Annotated in this window: 19 protein-coding genes and 2 tRNA genes; 4 read left to right on the top strand and 17 right to left on the bottom strand. The window is 59.8% G+C overall.

Annotation, left to right across the window (positions count from 1 at the left end; genetic code table 11):
- Positions 1–6: 6 nt before the first annotated feature.
- Positions 7–954 carry an NAD-dependent epimerase/dehydratase family protein gene (locus AC007G_RS10420; protein ID WP_032686852.1) on the top strand — a complete coding sequence of 316 codons (948 nt, stop codon included), beginning with the start codon at positions 7–9 and terminating at the stop codon, positions 952–954.
- A gap of 138 nt (positions 955–1,092) precedes the next feature.
- On the opposite strand, the gene AC007G_RS10415 is transcribed toward AC007G_RS10420, so the two are convergent.
- The 3 genes from AC007G_RS10415 to AC007G_RS10405 all read right to left on the bottom strand — a co-directional run bounded on the left by AC007G_RS10415 (position 1,093) and on the right by AC007G_RS10405 (position 2,919).
- A tRNA-Asn gene (locus AC007G_RS10415) sits at positions 1,093–1,168 on the bottom strand.
- A 126-nt stretch (positions 1,169–1,294) separates the two neighbouring features.
- Entirely contained in the window at positions 1,295–2,731 is a 1,437-nt protein-coding gene (locus AC007G_RS10410) for an EmmdR/YeeO family multidrug/toxin efflux MATE transporter (protein WP_032686851.1), read from the bottom strand.
- An 8-nt stretch (positions 2,732–2,739) separates the two neighbouring features.
- Positions 2,740–2,919 (bottom strand): DUF5951 family protein, encoded by a 180-nt coding sequence (locus AC007G_RS10405; protein WP_219637347.1) that lies wholly within the window; start codon positions 2,917–2,919, stop codon positions 2,740–2,742.
- Between the two features lie 6 nt (positions 2,920–2,925).
- Here AC007G_RS10405 and AC007G_RS10400 point away from each other — a divergent pair.
- Positions 2,926–3,001, top strand: a tRNA-Asn gene (locus AC007G_RS10400).
- Between the two features lie 460 nt (positions 3,002–3,461).
- Here AC007G_RS10400 and AC007G_RS10395 read toward each other — a convergent pair.
- The 6 genes from AC007G_RS10395 to nac form a co-directional block, all read right to left on the bottom strand.
- Positions 3,462–4,199: an amino acid ABC transporter ATP-binding protein gene (locus AC007G_RS10395; protein WP_032686850.1), complete on the bottom strand. Its 738-nt coding sequence runs from the start codon at positions 4,197–4,199 to the stop codon at positions 3,462–3,464.
- Between the two features lie 9 nt (positions 4,200–4,208).
- Entirely contained in the window at positions 4,209–4,970 is a 762-nt protein-coding gene (locus tag AC007G_RS10390) for an amino acid ABC transporter permease (protein ID WP_032686849.1), read from the bottom strand.
- A gap of 5 nt (positions 4,971–4,975) precedes the next feature.
- The gene (locus AC007G_RS10385; protein WP_032686848.1) at positions 4,976–5,671 is read right to left on the bottom strand and encodes an amino acid ABC transporter permease; all 696 of its coding nucleotides are present in this window, start codon (positions 5,669–5,671) and stop codon (positions 4,976–4,978) included.
- Between the two features lie 23 nt (positions 5,672–5,694).
- Positions 5,695–6,447 (bottom strand): SDR family oxidoreductase, encoded by a 753-nt coding sequence (locus AC007G_RS10380; protein ID WP_032686847.1) that lies wholly within the window; start codon positions 6,445–6,447, stop codon positions 5,695–5,697.
- 113 nt (positions 6,448–6,560) lie between these two features.
- Complete coding sequence (locus AC007G_RS10375) at positions 6,561–6,998, bottom strand: acetyl-CoA carboxylase biotin carboxyl carrier protein (protein ID WP_223526116.1); 438 nt, start codon at positions 6,996–6,998, stop codon at positions 6,561–6,563.
- Between the two features lie 117 nt (positions 6,999–7,115).
- Positions 7,116–8,039 carry a nitrogen assimilation transcriptional regulator NAC gene (gene nac / locus AC007G_RS10370; protein ID WP_032687315.1) on the bottom strand — a complete coding sequence of 308 codons (924 nt, stop codon included), beginning with the start codon at positions 8,037–8,039 and terminating at the stop codon, positions 7,116–7,118.
- 359 nt (positions 8,040–8,398) lie between these two features.
- On the opposite strand from nac, the gene AC007G_RS10365 reads away from it, so the two are divergent.
- Positions 8,399–9,601: a pyridoxal phosphate-dependent aminotransferase gene (locus tag AC007G_RS10365; RefSeq protein ID WP_032695341.1), complete on the top strand. Its 1,203-nt coding sequence runs from the start codon at positions 8,399–8,401 to the stop codon at positions 9,599–9,601.
- Between the two features lie 219 nt (positions 9,602–9,820).
- On the opposite strand, the gene AC007G_RS10360 is transcribed toward AC007G_RS10365, so the two are convergent.
- The 4 genes from AC007G_RS10360 to AC007G_RS10345 are packed head-to-tail and all read right to left on the bottom strand — an operon-like array spanning position 9,821 to position 13,134.
- Entirely contained in the window at positions 9,821–10,591 is a 771-nt protein-coding gene (locus tag AC007G_RS10360) for a 5-oxoprolinase subunit PxpA (protein WP_032686844.1), read from the bottom strand.
- 10 nt (positions 10,592–10,601) lie between these two features.
- On the bottom strand, positions 10,602–11,588 hold the full coding sequence (locus AC007G_RS10355) for a 5-oxoprolinase subunit C family protein (RefSeq protein ID WP_032686843.1): 987 nt from the start codon (positions 11,586–11,588) through the stop codon (positions 10,602–10,604).
- On the bottom strand, positions 11,585–12,292 hold the full coding sequence (gene pxpB, locus AC007G_RS10350) for a 5-oxoprolinase subunit PxpB (protein ID WP_094897999.1): 708 nt from the start codon (positions 12,290–12,292) through the stop codon (positions 11,585–11,587). The genes AC007G_RS10355 and pxpB overlap by 4 nt, the downstream gene beginning before the upstream one ends.
- 2 nt (positions 12,293–12,294) lie before the next feature.
- Positions 12,295–13,134: an ABC transporter substrate-binding protein gene (locus AC007G_RS10345; RefSeq protein WP_032695344.1), complete on the bottom strand. Its 840-nt coding sequence runs from the start codon at positions 13,132–13,134 to the stop codon at positions 12,295–12,297.
- A 296-nt stretch (positions 13,135–13,430) separates the two neighbouring features.
- On the opposite strand from AC007G_RS10345, the gene AC007G_RS10340 reads away from it, so the two are divergent.
- Positions 13,431–14,351, top strand: coding sequence for a DMT family transporter (locus tag AC007G_RS10340; protein ID WP_032686841.1), 921 nt, complete (start codon positions 13,431–13,433; stop codon positions 14,349–14,351).
- Positions 14,352–14,409: 58 nt separating this feature from the next.
- Here the strand turns inward: AC007G_RS10340 and AC007G_RS10335 are convergent, their stop codons facing one another.
- The 4 genes from AC007G_RS10335 to AC007G_RS10320 all read right to left on the bottom strand — a co-directional run bounded on the left by AC007G_RS10335 (position 14,410) and on the right by AC007G_RS10320 (position 18,954).
- On the bottom strand, positions 14,410–15,681 hold the full coding sequence (locus tag AC007G_RS10335; protein WP_032686840.1) for a Glu/Leu/Phe/Val family dehydrogenase: 1,272 nt from the start codon (positions 15,679–15,681) through the stop codon (positions 14,410–14,412).
- 80 nt (positions 15,682–15,761) lie between these two features.
- Positions 15,762–17,108 (bottom strand): acetyl-CoA carboxylase biotin carboxylase subunit, encoded by a 1,347-nt coding sequence (accC, locus tag AC007G_RS10330; RefSeq protein ID WP_032686839.1) that lies wholly within the window; start codon positions 17,106–17,108, stop codon positions 15,762–15,764.
- Between the two features lie 9 nt (positions 17,109–17,117).
- Positions 17,118–17,573 carry an acetyl-CoA carboxylase biotin carboxyl carrier protein gene (gene accB, locus AC007G_RS10325; protein ID WP_142630818.1) on the bottom strand — a complete coding sequence of 152 codons (456 nt, stop codon included), beginning with the start codon at positions 17,571–17,573 and terminating at the stop codon, positions 17,118–17,120.
- A gap of 478 nt (positions 17,574–18,051) precedes the next feature.
- Positions 18,052–18,954 (bottom strand): alpha/beta hydrolase, encoded by a 903-nt coding sequence (locus tag AC007G_RS10320; protein WP_073554425.1) that lies wholly within the window; start codon positions 18,952–18,954, stop codon positions 18,052–18,054.
- Positions 18,955–19,200 lie beyond the last annotated feature (246 nt).

Genomic DNA, 19,200 nt, shown 5'->3' with positions numbered 1-19,200 from the left:
ACTGATATGCAAACCATTCTGGGAGCCAGCGGCCAGATTGCCCAGGAACTTGCCCGTGAGTTGAAACGCTCATATACCGATGACCTGCGACTGGTCAGCCGCAGTCCCCGAAAGGTAAACGCCAGCGATGTTACCGTCGCGGCAAATCTACTTGATGCGGAACAAACGCGAGAAGCGGTCAAGGGCAGCAGTATTGTCTATTTTGCCGCGGGGCTACCGACGAACTCGGCCCTTTGGGAGCAACAGTTCCCAACAATGCTGAAGAATGCGCTCGATGCAACTCGCGCGGCGGGCGCCAGGTTTGTCTATTTTGACAATACCTATATGTACCCGCAGAACGGCGATCCGCAGACGGAAGAAACGCGCTTCGCCCCCCGAGGGCGGAAAGGAAAAGTGCGTGCGCAGATGACAAGCAGGGTGCTGGAGGAGATGGAACGCGGAGCCATTCCGGTCGTTATCGGGCGCGCACCAGAGTTTTATGGGCCGGGAAAGACGCAGAGTTTTACCAACGCCCTGATCATCGACAGACTGAAAACAGGCGAACGGCCACGTGTACCGGTACGTGACGATAAGCTGCGTACGCTCATCTGGACACCTGACGCCAGCCGCGCCCTCGCGCTCCTCGGCAACACGCCGGACGCTTTCGGTCAAAGCTGGCACCTGCCGTGCGACGACGATCGCCTCACTTATCGCCAGTTTGTCACCCTGGCGGGTGAGATTTTCGGCAGAGAGGCGGAGTATTCCGTTCTCAAAAAGCAGATCCTGATCGCCGCGGGACTTTTCGTGCAGAGGGTCCGCGAGCTGCGGGAACTGCTGCCGCGCTATGAGTATGACAATCTGTTCGAGTCGGCAAAATTTAAGCATCGCTTCCCGGATTTCACCGTCACAACGTACCGCGAGGGTCTGGAACAGATCTGCCGGGAATGGCGCAGCCAACGGACGAAAGCCCGATAGCTGCCTGAACCCGGGTTACAGCCTCTGGGGCCTGCCGTCGCGTGGGTATGGGCGACGCGGGATTCTGGTTGGCTATCTGGGACAGCGTCAGAAAAGCAAAAAGCCCGCTTAAGTTTCCTTAAGCGGGCTTCTTAAATATGGCTCCTCTGACTGGACTCGAACCAGTGACATACGGATTAACAGTCCGCCGTTCTACCGACTGAACTACAGAGGAATCGTGTGAACGGGGCGAATATTAACGGCGGCGCCTGGCCTTGTCAAAGGCTGTTTTCACAATTTAAATCGTTTGCCGATTTATTCTCCACTTTGGGCAAAAAGTACCGTTTCGCCCGAAAAAAGGTTATGTTTCGTCGACTTGAATCTTGCTGCGCGGATATTTCCATAGCCAGCGCCCGCTGACCATTCGACAATAGAACAGCACGCCACGCACCGCCCAGTCGAGCACCATTCCCAGCCAGACGCCAATCACCCCCATTCCCAGCACAATGCCCAGGGTGTAACCCGCCACCACACGGCAGCCCCACATTCCCAGCATCGATACCCACATGGTGTAGCGCACATCGCGCGCGCCTTTAAAGGCACAGGGCAGGATCCACGACGTGGCCCAGATAGGCATAAAGAAGGCGTTAAGCCACAGTAGCTCTTTGACCACCACTTTGACATCTTCTTCGCTGGTATAGAAAGAGGCGATAAGATTGGCAAACGGCGCCGTCCCCCACGCAATCACCGTCAGAACGATGGTGGATAACCAAAAGACGTGCCACGCCTGGCGCTCTGCCTGCCCGATTTGCCCTTTCCCCAGCCGTTTACCGGTAATAATCGTCGACGCGGAACCCAGCGCGTTCCCCGGCAGGTTAATCAACGCGGCGACGGAAAAAGCAATAAAGTTGCCGGCGATAACGTTGGTCCCCATCCCGGCAACAAACATCTGCGTCAGCAGTTTACCGCCGTTGAACAGCACCGACTCGATGCTCGCCGGGATGCCAATGCCCATCACTTCCCAGATAATCGCCAGGTTGAACGGCTGGAAGTAGCTCTTCAGCGAGATACGCAGCGCCGGGTTAAAACCAATTGCCAGCACCCAGACTATCGCCACGGCACCAATATAGCGGGCGATGGTGAGCCCGAGACCGGCACCGACAAACCCGAGCCCCGGCCAGGAAAAAATGCCGTAGATCAGGATACTGCTGATAATAATGTTGAGGATGTTCATCCCGCCATTGATCAACAGAGGGATTTTGGTGTTCCCCGCCCCGCGCAATGCGCCGCTGCCAATCAGCGCAATGGCCGCCGCCGGGTAGCTCAATACCGTCAGCTCCAGATAGGTCAGCGCCATGGCCTTCACTTGCGCCGAGGCATCGCCGGCAACAAAATTAATGATCTCGCTGCCAAATGCATGGATCGCGACCGCCAGCAGAACAGAGAACAGCGTCATAATCGCCAGCGATTGTCTTGCCGCCGCCCTCGCCCGCCGCCGGTCGCGTTTGCCGAGGCTAAAGGCGACCACCACGGTCGTACCGAGATCAATGGCGGCGAAGAACGACATAATCACCATATTAAAACTGTCGGCCAGCCCCACTCCGGCCATTGCCTCTTTTCCCAGCCAGCTGACGAGGAACGTACTCAGTACGCCCATCAGCAAAACGCAGGTGTTTTCGAGGAAAATCGGCACCGCAAGCGGGCTGATTTCACGCCAGTAAAGTACACGATAACTTTTACGCTTTTTGAACCAGGAAGTGCGTCCGAGGACCTGGCTTACTGCGGAGGTGACGTTCAAAGGAGACCTTAGTGAGAAAAGTTGAAACTACATTTCAAATAATGATAGAGAATGATGGTTCCTGCAAAACATTTTTCCTTATTAATTGTCGGTAATAGCAACAAATTGTTGATGGAAGCGGCAGTTGAACCTTTGCGGGCAAATTGATGTTTGACAAAATTTTTTTCGCCGCTAAGATACGACTCCACAACGATTCCTCTGTAGTTCAGTCGGTAGAACGGCGGACTGTTAATCCGTATGTCACTGGTTCGAGTCCAGTCAGAGGAGCCATATTTAAAAAGCCCGCTTAAGGAAACTTAAGCGGGCTTTTTGCTTTCGTACATCCTTACGAATCCTGATACGGCATGAATTCAACAGGTCAGGTGAAAGCGCTTCCCGGGGCGTTGAGACTTTACCCGCCATATCGGCAAACATGGGGAGTCAAATCCGGCGCCCTCCCTGAGATATCAGGCACCGAGGCTTCGCCTTACCGGGTTGAGACGAAACCAGATGACCTCTCTTCAGCAGTCAAAGCCGCACCCGTGCAACGCAATACGGCTTTTTTATTGGCTCCGTCAGGGCAGAAAGGGATGACGGATGCAGATACCAGGCATCCATATCAGTGCCATGAAAAATATTCACCGACTTCCTGACATCAGCACACGGCCAGGGGGCAGTACAACCATCAGGCCAGCAGTTCCTCCGCAGCTTCTGTTGCAGCAGGTGCGCAACGCGCTGGCCGCTCAACGTTCTAGTGGACCAGCAAATCATTAAGGAAACGCCTCGCGCGCGGATGCTGCGGCGCGGTGAAGAATTTATCCGGCTCGGCCTTTTCCAGTATTTGTCCCTGATCCATAAACCAGATCGTATCGGCGACGTCACGGGCAAAATTCATTTCATGGGTCACGCACATCATAGTCATCCCTTCCTGCGCCAGCCCGCGCATCACGCTCAGCACCTCGCCGACCATCTCCGGATCGAGTGCGGAAGTCGGTTCATCAAACAACATGACCGGCGGCTTCATCGCCAGCGCCCGGGCAATCGCCACCCGCTGCTGCTGGCCACCGGAAAGCTGCGCCGGGTAAACGTCAGCCTTGTGCGACAGCCCCACCCGCTCCAGCAGCTCCCCGGCATGACGCCGGGCTTCGGCGCGCTTCTCGCCGAGCACTTTCACCGGCGACATCATAATATTCTCCAGCACCGAAACGTGCGGAAACAGGTTAAAACTCTGGAAGACGAAGCCGATTCGCGTTCGCAGCTGGTTCAGCCGGGTGCTTGAGCCATGAATATCGACGCCGTCAAACAGGATCTGTCCCTGTTCGATGGGCTCAAGACGGTTGACTGTCCGGATTAGCGTCGATTTCCCCGATCCGGAAGGACCGCACACCACCACCACTTCACCGCTTTTGATTTCGGCGCTGACGTCGGTCAGGGCCTGATATTCCCCGTACCATTTATTCACCTGATTGAACAGAATCATCGGTCGCATGGTTGCTCCTTATTGAGTTTGTGATGACGACGGGTCGAGAACCAGCGGCGTGACCGGCTTTCCCGTGGCGGACTGCGCGCCTTGCCTCCTGCTGGCGATACGCAGCTCCAGGCGATTGGCCAGCCACGTCAGGCTAAAGTTAATGATGTAATAGCTCAGCGCCACGATGGCAAAGACCTGGAACGGTTTCGTCAGCAGCTGGTTACTGACCTGGTTAGCCGCATAGGTCAGCTCCGGCACGTTAATCACGTAGCCGAGGGTGCTATCCTTGATAATTGACACCAGCTGGCTGACCAGACTCGGCAGCGTGTTGTACAGCGCCTGCGGCAGAATCACCAGGCGCAGCGCCCGGATGTGCCCCATTCCCAGCGCACGGGAGGCTTCATATTGCCCCGAGGGCAGCGCCTGGATCCCGCCGCGTACGATTTCAGCGATATAGGTGCTCTCGTAGATAATCAGCGTACACAGCATGGTGCTGAAGCCGCTGATGTTGTGGCCAATCAGCAGCGGCACGCAGAAATAGGTCCAGAACACCACCATCATCAGCGGGATACCGCGCAGCAGATAGATCCAGCAGGTTACCGGCCAGCTCAGCCAGCGCCACGGCGAGAGGCGAGCGAGGCATAGCAGCACGCCGACCGGGAAAGCGAACAGGACCGCCAGCAGCGACACCAGCAAGGTACACAGCACGCCGCCCAGTGGACCATCGGGATACTGTCCCATCAGCAACAGCAGGCCGTTATCGTGCAGAATCGTGAAAAAATCAAACATACAGATTACCTCGCATACGCGCGCTGAAAGCGGCGGGCCAGCAGCGCCCCCATCCCCATCAGCAGCAGAGAGAAGGCCAGGTAGCCTACCGTCGCCACCGTATAAGCTTCGAAGGTGCGGAAGGTCTGGTTTTCAATATCGCGCGTCACGTAAGTCAGTTCGGCGACGCCAATGACCATGGCAAGGCTGGTATTCTTAAACAGCAGCACGGTGTGGTTAATCACCGACGGCAGCGCGTTACGGATCCCTTGCGGCAGAATCACCAGCCGCATGGCGCGCAAATACCCCATTCCCAGCGCCCTCGCCGCCTCATTCTGCCCTGCGGGGATGGCGCGCAGGCCGCTGCGGATGTCTTCAGAGAAGTAGGCCGCCTGGCACAGTCCCAGCGCGACCAACGAGAACAAAAACTCCGCATTCATCTCGTTAACCCACATCTGCAGCGACTCGGGCAGCAGCGTCGGAATCGCGAAGTACCACATCATCAGCTGAATAAGCGTCGGTACGTTGCGGTGGTAGGAGACATACGCCGCCACCAACAGCTGCGCGAAGCGCTTGTTGCTCAGGCGGATCATCACCAGCACCAGCGCAATAAACATGGCCAGCAGCCATGCACCCAACGCCAGTTCCAGAGTGACGACGGTGCCATCAATAATCATCTGGCCGTAGTGGCCAGTCATCACGTTACTGAAGTCGAGTGCCATATACCCTCCTCGTTTGCCGTCATTCAGGACTCACGGTCGCCGGGACGCATCGTGGATAGCCCACCGGGTACCTGCAGCGTCGGGGTGATCTCAATATTGCCGATGTTGACCGCCACCGGCGCGGCGAGCGCGAAAGCCACGCAGTCGGCGATGTCTTTTGCTTCCGGCAGCTCGAAACCCTCGATAAAGCGACGACGCGCCTCTTCGTGATCGCCGGAAACATTGCCGAAAATCTCCGTCGCCACCCGCCCCGGGCAAATTTCGGTAATTCGCACCCGCTTGCCGTAGCAATCGACGCGCAGCTGGCGCGACAGCGCGTGTACTCCCGCTTTGGTGGCGTGATAGATAGAGTTGCCATTGAAGTTATAAATCGCGGCGATGGAGGTGATATTAATGACGTGGCCGCAGTCGCGCGCCACCATTCCCGGGACCAGCAGCCGGCACAGGTGCAGTACGGCGCGCAGGTTGACATCCACCTGGGTGTTGATCCAGTCGGCCTCGGCATCGAGAATCGATCCCGGATGAGAGACGCCGGCGTTGTTCACCAGAATATCGACCTGCAGATCGCGGCACAGCTCGGTCAGCGCCGACAGATCGCCGACGTCGACGGCGTGGGGAATGCAGCCGGTTCTGTCCGCCAGCGCGGCCAGCTGTTCATGGCGACGCGCGACCGCGTGGACCACAATCCCTTCCTGACAAAGGCGTTCGACAATCGCTTCACCCATTCCGGCGGAAGCGCCGGTCACCAGGGCCACTTTATAATCTGAAAATGGCATATGTGCCTCTCCTGTTGCGGCAGAGCGATCTGCCTTTGACGTTGTTTTTCTGACTGTATGCAGTTATGTCCAATGGGGATAAGACATAAATAGTGTGGCCCGATAAGGGGTCCTTATAACTTCGCGGAAGCGGCATCCGCAGGCAGCAGCAGCGCGATCTCGCTGCCGTACTCCAGCCGGTTCCCCGAAGTCGCGACAAGGCTTTTGAGCGTCCCGGCCACCGGGCTGCGCACCGGCAAATAGAGCGCCCCGACCTGCACCAGCGCGAGGATATCGTCCGGCTCAACGCGCTGCCCCTCGCTGACGAACGCCTCCCCGTGGCTGGGGTGGCTCAGCAGCAGGCGTCCCGGCATCGGGGAACACACCGGCAGCAGAGGGGGTTCGGCCGCCGCCGGCAGAGGCGGCGGTTCAGCCATCGTTTTGCCGCCGGGATAGCGCAGGCGAACCGACCAGTCCGCGCCGCGCCACTCAAGCTCCCGTAGTCCGGCGTTATGCATCTTCTGCGCCAGCTGGCGCACGTCCTCAAAAGCTATCAGTTCTTTTTCCATCATGATTCCATCGCGCTAAGGTCAGATCACGGCAGCGCCGCGCGCCAGAGCAGTGACTCTAGCGCGGGTATCGGGCGGGTTGATAAGAGGGTTTCGCTTTGAGGCAATAAGGGGGACTTATTATCCCACCAGGGTTAGCGGCCGGTTGTCCTCGGTCCGCTGCGCCATCAGGGAGAGCAAAATCCCCTTCACCGCCTCCGCGGGCTGCGAAAGCGGCAGATGGTCGGACATACAGAACGAGAGCGAGGTGAGCACATTGGGTTCGACAATTCTCGCCATCCAGGCATTGGCGGGCTGGAGCATGGTGCGCGCCGCGGATTCCGGCATGATGGTGCCGCCGAGCTCCGCCGCCAGCGCGGCGTTAAGCGTGGTCTGCGATTCAATCTCGCACTTCACCCGGTAGCTCAGTCCGGCCTGGGTAAAGGCGTCGTCCGCGGCTTTACGCATAATGTTATAAATGCGCGGCAGGAACAGATCGTAGCGGGCGACCTCCGCCAGGGCGATTTCACGCCGGGGCGCCCCCAGCGCGTGCGGGCAGACGAAAAAGAGTTCCTCTTTCATCAGCGGCAGAAAACGCAAACCGTGAATATCGCGGTCGCCATAAATCACCGCCATATCCATTCGCCCGCTCATGATTAATTCGCTGAGGGTGGTGCCAAAGTTTTCATTGAAATAGAGCACGATCCCTGGATGCTGGCGCTGCACTTCGGTGAGCAGCGGGATCGCCAGCAGCTGGGCCGCGGTGCCAGGCGCCAGGCCGACGGAAACCTGGCCGCTCAGGGCCTGTCCCGCGCCGTCGATGGCGCTCTGCGCCTGCGCGCACTGGCGTAGAATCGCCTGGGCGTGGGTATAGAGAATTTTCCCGGCATCGGTCGGCGTAACCCCGCGTTTGGTGCGAATCAAGAGCTGCTGATCGACCTCACCTTCCAGCGTCGCCAGCTGCTGGCTGAGCGCCGGCTGGGCGATATGCAGAATGTCAGCGGCCTGCGTCAGGCTCCCGACGTCGACGATTTTGATGAAATATTTCAGGCGGCGAAGATTCATAATAGCGGTCCCAATCAATACGCATCTCTGATGACAAGCAAGATCGGTGCCACAACCTAAAAGCCCCGCAGGCCGCCAATCGCGCCACCCGTTCGGGCAATCCGCTCTTCAACGCGCCGCGTTTGCACCGTAGGGGTGCACCGGCGCATAGGCGCGGCCCCGTTCGTCGGCCGGTCGGCACGGGCCTTTCCCGTCAGTCATCGCATTGCGTTATGTCCCCACAACAAAGCGCTATTAGCTCGCCGCCTTTGCCCCCCTCTATGCTGGTTGACGTGTATTGCCCCCCGCTCGCCGCTCGCGGCGGATCGTTCTGCGCCGCGTGCGGGTTTGCTGACCTTATAACCAGGAACCGCAGCCTCATGCCTGATATCGCCGATCGTCTCAAAAATGTTACCGTCTCCGCCTCCGTCGCCATGACGCAAAAAGCGCGCGATCTCGCCGCGCAGGGAATCGACGTCGTCGGTCTCTCTACCGGCGAACCGGACTTCCCCACGCCGCCTCACGTGATCGATGCCGCCTATGCCGCGGCGTGCGCCGGGGATACCCGCTACCCGCCGACGGACGGCACGCCCGCGCTGCGCGCCGCCATTCAGCGCAAGTTCCTGCGCGATAATGAACTGCGCTACGACATCAGCCAGATCCTGACCGCCGGCGGCGCCCGACAGATTATCTTCAACGCCATGATGGCGACCATTAACCCCGGTGATGAAGTGATCATCCCCATGCCGTCGTGGATCAGCTACGCCGACATCGTTAAATTCGCCGGCGGAACGCCGGTTGCGGTGCCCTGTCATGAAGAGTACGGCTTTAAACCGCTGCCGCAGGACGTCGAAGCGGCGATCACGCCGAAGACCAAATGGCTGCTGCTGAACTATCCCAGCAATCCGACCGGCTCCGTCGCCACGCATGCCGAGCTCCTGGCGCTAGGCGAAATGCTGCTGCGTCATCCGCAGCTCTGGATCATGACCGACGACATTTATGAGCATCTCCTGTATGACGGCGTGAAATTCTGGACGCTGGCGCAGGTAGAGCCCCGGCTTTACGATCGCGTATTGACGGTGAACGGCGTCTCGAAAGCCTATTCAATGACCGGCTGGCGGCTGGGTTTTTGCGGCGGCCCACTGACGCTGATTAAGGCGATGAGCAACGTCAATACGCAAAACAGCGGCGGCGTGGCAACCCTGGCGCAGGCGGGATCCGTCGCTGCGCTTGATGGCCCGCAGGATCTGTTGGCGGAACGCGCGGAAATCTATCGCCAGCGCCGCGATTACGTGCTTGAGCGCCTTGCCGGTATTCCCGGCCTGCGCTGCCATAAGCCGCAGGGGGCCTTCTATCTGTTCGTCAACATCGCGGAATTTATCGGTAAAACCAGCGCCGGCGGGCGTTTTATCGCCAGCGACGCCGATTTTGTAATGGCGCTTATCGAAGAGCAACACGTGGTGACGGTACAGGGGGCGGCCTACGGCATGAGCCCCTATTTCCGCCTTTCTTACGCCACCAGTATGGAACGCCTGCAAACCGGCTGCGATCGTCTTGCGGCCTTCTGCGCGGGTTGCCGTTAAGCTGCAGCGCGCAGATTGTGCGCGCTGAGCGGAGTGAAATGCCTGCCTGGTGTCTGACCGGCAGGCATTTTTTTATCCCGCCGGCGGGCGACGGGTTCACTTCATGCCTGACGGGAAGGAAAATCGTTTTGGCTGGATGAGGGCTGGAGTTCCACGGTGAAGGGAGAGCAGACGGTGGCGAGGAGCGCGGCGTGCGCCCCTCGCCACCGGGGAAATGCTTTACTGCGCCAGCACCTCCGCCGCCGGCGCAACCGTCGCGCCGCAGGCTTCAATCTCGCTGCGAACCAGCGTCGCCAGCGCCAGCGAGCCCGGGGTATCGCTATGAACCAGGATCGAACGCGCGCGTACCGGCAGCGTATTGCCGCTAAAGGTGGTCACCGTGCCCTGCTGCAGAAACTGACGTACTCTGGCGCGCACCGCCGTCTCCTCTTTGATCAGCGAACCGGGAATGCCGCGCGGAACCAGCTGCCCGCGATCGTCGTAGGCCCGGTCAGCGAGAAACAGCGTCAGCGTCGGCAGCCCCGCGGCCTGCGCCGCCCGTTCAATGATAGTGTCCGGCTGGCAGAAAATAATCAGTTGCGAATCGATCCGGGCGACGGTCTGCATCACCTGCAACGCCAGGGCGTCGTCACGGTTAATCATATTGCCCATCGCCGCATGAAAGCTCAGGTGGGCGACGCGGGTGCCCTCGGCGCGGGCAATGGCCGAGAGCGCGCCAAGCTGATATACCACCTGCTGGCAGATCTCATCCGCGGAGAACGCCATCTCTTTGCGCCCGAAGCCCTGGCGATCCGGCAGGCCGGGATGGGCCCCGATACCCACGCCGCGCGCCTTCGCCAGGCGCACCATCCGGGTCATGATCGCCGGATCCCCCGCGTGAAAACCGCAGGCGATGTTAGCGGAAGAGACCCTATCCATTAGCGCCGAATCATCACATAACTGATAGACGCCAAAACCTTCTCCCATATCGGAGTTCACATCAATTTTCATGCTGAGTTCCTTATAAACCGACAACCCTGGTCAGCGGCGCTACGCTGACGCGCAAACGCTGCAGCCAGCGTTCAATCGCCTGCCGCACCGCGATGGCGGTACGCGTATCGCCCTGTACCAGTTGAATTGACTGACCCGCCTGCAGCTGGCCCAGACGCCAGAGGTCCTCTTCAATCACGCAGGCAATTTTGGGATAACCTCCCGCGGTGTTGGCATCGCTCAGCTGGATAATCGGTTCCCCGGCCGGCGGAACCTGTACGATGCCCGGGATCAGGCCGTAGGAGCGCATTTCAACCGTTTCGGCGGGCAAGATGGGCTCCCCCGCCAGGCGATAACCGGTCCGGTTGCTGTGCAGCGAAATTTTCCACGCCTGGCTCCAGAAGCGCGGCGCATCGGCGGCAAACAGCGGATATTCGCCGGCGGGGATGGCGCGGATCTGCGCATCGCCCTGCGCGTTGCGTGGGAAAAAGGCGCTCAGGGCCACTTCCGGCGGCTCAATGCCGATCCCCGAGGCCGGCAGCGGCGCGCCCTGCCACCGGCCGCACGCCAGCACGTCGCCGCGCTGCAGCGGCCGGCCCTCGAGTCCGCCGAAGCCGCCGCGCAGGGCGGTGCTGCGCGAGCCCAGCACCTGCGGGACATCAATGCCCCCGGCCACGCAGAGATAGCCGCGCGCGCCGCGACGGGGAAAGCGCAGTTCCAGCTGCTGGCCTTTACGTACCGCGCAGCCCCACCACGCCGGTAGCGCTGCGCCGTCAAGCCTTGCCCGGCAGTCGGCGCCGGTGAGCGCGATCCAGGTATCCGCCAGGAAACGCACGCGGAAGGGAAACATCTGCACTTCGATGGCCGCCGCGTTTTCCTCGTTCCCCAGCAGGGTGTTGCCGGCACGCAGCGCCAGCGGGTCCATCGCGCCGCTCACCGAGACGCCAAGGTGGCGCCACGCCGGGCGGCCTAAATCCTGGATCGTATTTAGCGATGCGCTTTGTTCAATCTCAATCACAGTTCGACCCTCTCAGGCAGAAAACGGATGATATCGCCTGGCGCCATCAGCGCAGGAATGGCGGCATGGGGATTGAATACCTCAATTTCCGCGTAGCCGATCGCGTTCCAGCCGTTCGGCCCGGTCAGCACCGAGACGCCTGCCTGCGGCCCGCCGATGGTGACCGTCCCCTTAAGCATATTCAGCGAAGGCACCTTTTTACGCGGCGTCGCCAGGCGCGGATCCAGACCGTGCAAATAGCCGAACCCCGGCGCGCTGCCCAGCGCGACCACGGTATAGATCCCCTGCGAATGACGACGAATGACTTCCCGGGCGGAAAACCCGGTATGGCGACATACCGCCTCCAGATCGGTGGCGTGTTCTCCGCCGTAGCACACCGGGATATCAATCTGTCGCCCTTCGACGTTGAGCGCCTGCGTCGCCAGCCAGCACTCGCGCAGACGGCGCTCCACCCCGGTCGGCTCCTCCGGCGTATCGCGTAGCAGCACCAGTAAATTGGTCACGCCGGGGATCAAGGACTCCACCTCCGGCCACTGCTGCAGGGTCTGCGCCAAAGACCAGATGCGCCGCTGCGCCGGCAGGTCGAAGGCGCCGGGCGCTTCGATAAGCCAGGCCCGGCTACCCATCATGGAGATCCGCGCCGGGGCGCCGGCGTGAAGCTCAATGCGGCGCTCGGGTAACAAGGTTTTCGATGTCGGCGTCATACTTATTCCAGCGGTTCAAACGTGAGGCTGGATAACGGTTGTACCCGTTCTTCGCGGACCATTTTGTATTCGGTGTTCGGTCCAATCCAGGTATTCCAGATCTTGTCGATCGTCCCGTTGTCATCCATCGCCTTCAGGCTTTCATTGACGCTGGTCAGCAGCTGCGGTTCGCCCTGCTTCATCCCCACGCCGATAGGTTCAAGCGCCATCGGCTCCTTAATCATCGCCAGATTGATGCCGTCCTTTTTCGCCTGGCCGATCATCTTGATACCGGTCATCGTGTTGGTGACGAAGCCCAGCGCTTTATTCTGCTCAAGGGCGAGGAAGGCCGACGCGGCGTCCTGGAAGGTGACCGGTTTGCCGCCCTTCAGCACGATGGATTGTTCAGAGGTGGTCCCCTTGGTGGCGCTGATGCGCTTGCCTTTAAAATCGGCGAGGGTTTTATCGGCGTTTGCCTCTTTCACCAGCAGCATCTCTTTCGCGACATAGTAAGGGTCGCTGAACTGAATCTGGCGGCCGCGCGTTTTGGTATAGGCAAGGTTGGCGATCAGCACATCGGCTCGCCCGGTAGCGATGACGGCGATACGCGCTTCCACGGAAGTGGGAACCAGCTGCGCCTTGACCCCCATCTGTTTCGCCAGCGCATGACAGAGTTCAACGTCCATCCCGACCAGCTGACGGGTTTTCGGATCCGGGGCCGAAAACGGCGGCACATCGGAATAGACCGCGCACTTCAGCTCGCCGCGTGCATGAATATCCGCCAGCATGTCGGCGCGCGCGGCGCCGGACGCCGCGACCAGCGTCAAAGCCAGCGCTAAACCCGCATTTCGCTTCAGTTTCATTATTGTTTCCCTCGGTCTGGATAAAAGAGTACCGACGTCTGCGAAAAGGTTCCCCGTTCGCCGGTATGGCTAACCACTTATCGCGACTATATCGACATTGCTTGCGCAACGGGTAAGAGGGAAACGCTGTCGGGAGATAGGCGATTTATATGACGGCGCCGGCGCCCAGAGATAAGCAAACATTATCCTGACAGAACGAAATTATCTTATCTGCCGGCCCTTCGCGCCCTCTACTGTAACGCCATGCGCGACATCCACCTCGCGTCCCTCCGCGACCGTTAACCAAAGGTAGTCACATGAATGCCCGACTTGGGATTTATCTAAAAATACTCTCCGCGCTGTGCGCGACATTAATGCTGGCCTGCGTCAAAGGATTACAGGGGGCGATTCCCACCGGCGAAGTGATTTTCTTCCGCTCCTTTATCGCCATGTTCCCCCTGCTCATCTGGTTAAAAATTCAGGGCAACGTGCTGGCCAGTATTAAGACCAAAAATATTTTCGGCCACCTGATTCGCGGCTTTTCCGGTACCGGCGGGATGTACTTCAACTATCTGGCGCTGGTGTCGATTTCCCTCGCCGACGCCACCGCCCTGAGCTACGCCGCCCCGCTCTTCACTGTCATCATGGCGGCCTTGCTGCTGAAAGAGCGGGTGCGTTTTTCCCGCTGGCTGGGGGTGATTGTCGGTTTTTCCGGTATCCTGTTTATGCTCTCCGCCAGCTTAACCGCCCGCGGCTCTCTGTTCGCCGGCGGCCAGCTGCAGTCCGGGATGGCTCTCGGCGTCGCGTTCGCCCTGCTGGCCGCGCTCTGCACCGCCACCTCCAACATTCAGATCCGTTTTCTCAACGGCATTGAAAAACCCGGCGCCATCGTCTTTTACTTCTCGTTGATGACCACCCTGATTGGCCTGGCAACCAGCCTGTTCGGCTGGACGCGGCCAACGCCGGGCCAGCTTCTGTTGCTGGTGGGCTGCGGTTTCTTCGGCGGCATGGCGCAGATTCTGGTCACGCTAAGCCTGCGTTTTACCGACGCCTCGCTGCTGGCGCCGTTTGACTACACCACCCTGGTCTGGTCGATGGTGATTGGCTACCTGTTCTTAAACAGCCTGCCCGGTTCGTCAACGCTGATCGGCGCCGGGATCGTGGCGCTGGCGGGGATCTTCACCCTGTGGTGCGACCAGCGGCAGCGGCGGGCGCATATCGCGCGCGCCTCTTCCTGAGTTTGCTGATACCCATGGCCCCGCGCGGGCAGCGCAGGGCTTGTCCGCTCTCCGCGCCTCAGGAGTACAGCCCGCGGTCTTGACTCGCCAGCAGGATCCGTTCGCAGGCCAGGGCCCAGGCGGCGGTACGCAGGGGAATAGCCAGGGCCTGCGCTTTCAGCCAGACGCTTTCGATGGCGTGGCGCATAATAGTATCCAGCCGCGCATCGATCTCCTCTTCGCTCCAGAAGAAGCTGGAGAAATCCTGCACCCATTCGAAATAGCTGACCGTCACCCCGCCGGCGTTGGCAATCACGTCGGGAACCAGCACGATCCCCCGCTCAGCCAGCACATCGTCGGCCTCCGGCAGCGTCGGGCCGTTGGCCCCCTCCAGAATGAGGCGACAGCGCAGACCGGCGGCGCGCTCCGCGCTAATCTGCCCCTCCAGCGCTGCCGGAATCAGTATCTCGTAGCCGAGACTCCAGAAAGCCTCGTCCGCCACGCTATCGGCGCCCGGGAAACCGGCTATTGTGCCGTGAGCCTGCTGCCACGCCTGCAGCGCCGGAATATCGAGGCCGTCGTGCTGATACAGCGTCGCGCGATGATCCTGTACGGCCACCACCCGCGCGCCGGCGGCATGAAACAGCCCGGCGCTGACGCTCCCCACGTTGCCAAACCCCTGCACGGCGACCCGGCTTTGCGCCACGCACAGCCCCAGCTTTTCCGCGATGTGGCAGCCGGTGATAAACACGCCGCGCCCGGTGGCCTGCACCCGCCCCAGCGAGCCGCCGAGGTGGACCGGTTTCCCCGTCACCACGCCGGTCGCGGCGATTCCGGCATGACGCGACCAGGTATCCATCATCCAGGCCATAACCTGGGCGTTGGTGCCGACGTCCGGCGCCGGAATATCCTGCCGGGGACCGATCACCCGGCTGATTTCACAAGTGTAGCGGCGGGTCAACCGCTCCAGCTCTCTGTCGGATAGCGCCGTCGGGTCGACGCGTACGCCGCCTTTCGCCCCGCCGAACGGCAGATTGAGCGCCGCGCATTTCACGGTCATCCACGCCGCCAGCGCCATCACCTCCTGCAGACTGACGTCGGGGTGATAGCGCACGCCTCCCTTGCCGGGTCCGCGGGAGAGATTATGCTGAACGCGATAGCCTTCAAAATGGCGAATCGTCCCGTCGTCCATTTCCAGCGGAACATCGACAATCAGCGCCCTTTCCGGGTGACGCAGGGTATCGGCCCAGCGATTGAGATCGCCGGGCAGCGGCAGGACGCGTTCCACCTGGGCGAGATAGATAGCCCAGGCGCAATGGCTCTCACCCGTCACATAAGAGAGTGCAGACACAACTTACCTCCGGTTTTCCAGTAGTGATATTGATAGCGATAAATGAAGAAAGCCGCCCGGAGGCTGCTTTGCGGCGAAGTTCAGCGACTGAGCTCCAGTTTCTTTTCCAGATAATGGATGTTGCTGCCGCCGGCGCGAAAATGGTCATCCGCCATGATCCGCCGCTGCAGCTCAACGTTGGTTTTGATGCCGTCGATCGCCAGCTCGTTCAGGGCATGTTCCATCCGCGCAATGGCCTCATTCCGGCTATCGCCGATGACGATCAGTTTGCCAATCATCGAGTCGTAGTACGGCGGGACGCAGTAGCCCGCGTAGATATGCGATTCCCAGCGTACGCCAAAGCCACCAGGCGCATGAAAACGGGTAATTTTTCCGGGGCTGGGCATGAAGGTGCGTGGGTCTTCGGCATTAATCCGGCATTCAATCGCGTGACCGCGTACGCGCACCTGCTGCTGGCTGATAGAGAGCGGCAGTCCGGCGGCAATCCTCAACTGCTCTTTAATCAGGTCAACGCCGGTGATCATTTCCGTCACCGGATGCTCCACCTGAATGCGGGTATTCATTTCGATAAAGTAAAACTGGCCCTGCTCATAGAGAAATTCGAAGGTACCGGCGCCGCGATAGCCGATGTCCAGACAGGCTTTGGCGCAGCGCTCGCCGATAGCCTGGCGGATCTCGGCGGTGATCCCCGGCGCCGGAGCCTCCTCCACCACCTTCTGGTGGCGCCGCTGCATTGAACAATCGCGTTCGGCAAGATAAATCGCCTGCCCTTGCCCATCGGCCAGCACCTGGATTTCAATATGGCGCGGATTCTCCAGATACTTCTCCATGTAGACCATATCGTTGTTGAACGCCGCTTTCGCTTCGGCGCGCGTCATATCGATGGCCTGCGCCAGCTCTTTCTCCTGCCGGACGACCCGCATCCCGCGCCCGCCGCCGCCGCCGGAGGCCTTGACGATGATCGGGTAACCGATCCCGGCCGCCAGCCGGCGATTCTTCTCCCGGTCATCGTCCAGCGGGCCGTCCGATCCCGGCACGCACGGCACCCCGGCTTGCTTCATCGCCTGAATGGCCGAAACCTTGTCCCCCATCAGACGAATGGTGTCCGCTTTCGGGCCGATAAACACGAACCCTGAGCGCTCCACCTGTTCGGCAAAGTCGGCATTTTCCGCCAGAAAACCGTAACCTGGATGGATGGCCGCCGCGCCCGTCACTTCAGCGGCCGAAATCACCGCCGGAATATTGAGATAGCTTTTGGCGGACGGCGGCGGGCCAATGCAGACGCTTTCATCGGCCAGCAGCACGTGTTTTAACTCACGGTCGGCGGTAGAGTGAACCGCCACCGAGCGAATGTTAAGCTCCCGGCAGGCGCGCAGAATACGCAGCGCGATTTCGCCGCGATTGGCAATCACAATTTTGTCCAGCATGACGTCCCCCTATTCAATCACCATCAGCGGCTGGTCGAACTCAACCGGCTGACCATCGGTGGCCAGAATCGCTTTGACGATCCCGCTGTTATCCGCCGCGATCTGATTCATCATCTTCATCGCTTCAACGATACACAGAGTATCGCCAGCGTTGACCTGCTGACCGACAACCACAAATGGCGGCGCACCGGCCCCCGGAGAGAGATAAAAGGTTCCCACCATCGGGGACAGCGTGACGTGTTCCGGCGCTGGGTCCGGCGCGATAACCGGCGCCTGCACAGCCGGAATCGGCATGGCCGGCTGCGGTTGAACGACGGCCGTAGGTTCGGCGGATGGCCCGACCGCCGTCGGGCTGGTGATGACGCGGCTGATGCGCACGGAGCTGGCGCCTTCGGCAATTTCCAGTTCGCCAATGCCAGAGGCTTCGACTAAGGCGATCAATTTTTCAATGCTGGCAATATCCATAAGTAACGGGTTCCGCAGAAATTGGAAGTGATATACCCGATCGCGCAATCAGTGGTGGTGCAGTTATAGCAGAGCCAGCGGGCGGTATTTCATAGGAACTTCAGGTGGCGGGATAAGAAAATAGTAAGGTATCGAACAGACTACACGAAGCAAAGGCTACAGATTCGTCACCCGATTATGGCTGCCCGGAAAGCATGTTTAGTCAATAAGCGGATGTCGTCGAAGATGTGCTGAAATAGAGATGAAGGGGTCATATTGCCTGACAGGCATCACTTAAAACACGACATGTTTCCCAGGCCAGAAGAGCCGGAGTCATACCTGGAAAAGCCCGGTATGCTTTTCTACTGTCAACAAAGCAGCTGCTCCTGCCATCGGCAGGGAAATCTCCCGTTGGTACAAACTACCTTCGGCGGCGCGGCTGAAATAGCGCTCCGCCGCCCGCTCCCCGACAACGCGCCAGAATGGATGCCTCGCGGAGTCAGCCGTGTATGTCGCACCTCTTTTCGCTGCGCTCACCGGCCGCAGCGAGATGCAGTAAAGCGCTCTGGAAGGAGGCATTAAACATCGGTCCGTGCGTGAGCCCAGGATAATGCCAGTAGGTCGCGGCCAGCCCGTTAGCGCTCAGGGCGGATACCGTCTTGCGCAACCTGCTCAGCACCTCGGTCGCGCCGGCGGCGGCGCTTCTTCCCGACGGATCGTCGCCCTCCATCAGATAGAGCTGCTTGTGACAGCCCCCCTGTTGATTAAGCGATGCCATTCTTTCCAGCAGGACGAAATTGTCTCTACCCAGCGAAGGGCTGGCCGCGTAATAAAAGTGGAAAAAAGAGGAGGTTAACCAGCTGTCCAGCACGAACAGCCCGCCGAAGGAGTGTCCCCAGATGCCCCGTTTATCGGGGTCGATGTTAATGTTTTTTTCGACCGTTGGCGCGATGCGCCCTTCCAGCAGCTGGCGGAACGTCGCGCTGCCGCCCCCCTCGCGCGCATAATGTCCGACGGCAACGGCCCCGCGCTGCTGCTGCGCCACGGGCGTATAGTCGTAGGCTCTGGCGTGGGTGTCGAAGGGCAGCGGCGTCTGGTAGCCAATCGCCACGATCACCGGCGGCGTTTTTTGGGTCAGTTGTTTCAGTAGATCTTCCGACAAACGGTCCATCAGCGCATTACCATCCAGCATATACAGCACCGGATAGCCCGATGGCGGCGGCGATCTGTCCGGTACGCCGGTCCAGACCCGGTAGTGTCTTTTGCCATCCGCAGAGTCAAACTGATGCACGCTGAAGTGATAAACCGCAGACCCGCGATCGGCAATATTCGGCCCCAGCGGCTTCATATCCGGTTTCGCCGCGCTTTTTCCGGCGTACAGCAGCGCCATACAGGAGAGCATGCAAAACGCCGCGATGCGCTGAACTCTGTTTCGGGACGGATGATCCTTCCCCTGTTGATACTCTCTCTTCACCTGTTTTTCCCGTATCACTCTGGCGGATAAGCCTTATTCACATAGCGCCATGATGATAATGGTTAGCAATATCATTTTCAATTAGACAAAAAATGACGGCACAGGCGCGCGTGGCACTCGACACGACGTATTGTATCGCCGGTCTTTTTTATTCATTATGCGGCCCATTATCTC

Source organism: Klebsiella sp. CSG-1, from assembly GCF_056521145.1.
This window is presented reverse-complemented; position numbering and strand designations above follow the sequence as displayed.

Bases quoted from the DNA above. Each gene is read 5' to 3' on its own strand.
- AC007G_RS10420 (WP_032686852.1), top strand. From the start codon at position 7: ATGCAAACCATTCTGGGAGCCAGCGGCCAGATTGCCCAGGAACTTGCC.
- AC007G_RS10395 (WP_032686850.1), bottom strand. From the start codon at position 4,199: ATGCGACCGATGATTCTGTTCAATCAGGTGAATAAATGGTACGGGGAA.
- AC007G_RS10390 (WP_032686849.1), bottom strand. From the start codon at position 4,970: ATGTTTGATTTTTTCACGATTCTGCACGATAACGGCCTGCTGTTGCTG.
- AC007G_RS10385 (WP_032686848.1), bottom strand. From the start codon at position 5,671: ATGGCACTCGACTTCAGTAACGTGATGACTGGCCACTACGGCCAGATG.
- AC007G_RS10380 (WP_032686847.1), bottom strand. From the start codon at position 6,447: ATGCCATTTTCAGATTATAAAGTGGCCCTGGTGACCGGCGCTTCCGCC.
- AC007G_RS10375 (WP_223526116.1), bottom strand. From the start codon at position 6,998: ATGATGGAAAAAGAACTGATAGCTTTTGAGGACGTGCGCCAGCTGGCG.
- nac (WP_032687315.1), bottom strand. From the start codon at position 8,039: ATGAATCTTCGCCGCCTGAAATATTTCATCAAAATCGTCGACGTCGGG.
- AC007G_RS10365 (WP_032695341.1), top strand. From the start codon at position 8,399: ATGCCTGATATCGCCGATCGTCTCAAAAATGTTACCGTCTCCGCCTCC.
- AC007G_RS10360 (WP_032686844.1), bottom strand. From the start codon at position 10,591: ATGAAAATTGATGTGAACTCCGATATGGGAGAAGGTTTTGGCGTCTAT.
- pxpB (WP_094897999.1), bottom strand. From the start codon at position 12,292: ATGACGCCGACATCGAAAACCTTGTTACCCGAGCGCCGCATTGAGCTT.
- AC007G_RS10345 (WP_032695344.1), bottom strand. From the start codon at position 13,134: ATGAAACTGAAGCGAAATGCGGGTTTAGCGCTGGCTTTGACGCTGGTC.
- AC007G_RS10340 (WP_032686841.1), top strand. From the start codon at position 13,431: ATGAATGCCCGACTTGGGATTTATCTAAAAATACTCTCCGCGCTGTGC.
- accC (WP_032686839.1), bottom strand. From the start codon at position 17,108: ATGCTGGACAAAATTGTGATTGCCAATCGCGGCGAAATCGCGCTGCGT.
- accB (WP_142630818.1), bottom strand. From the start codon at position 17,573: ATGGATATTGCCAGCATTGAAAAATTGATCGCCTTAGTCGAAGCCTCT.
- AC007G_RS10320 (WP_073554425.1), bottom strand. From the start codon at position 18,954: ATGCTCTCCTGTATGGCGCTGCTGTACGCCGGAAAAAGCGCGGCGAAA.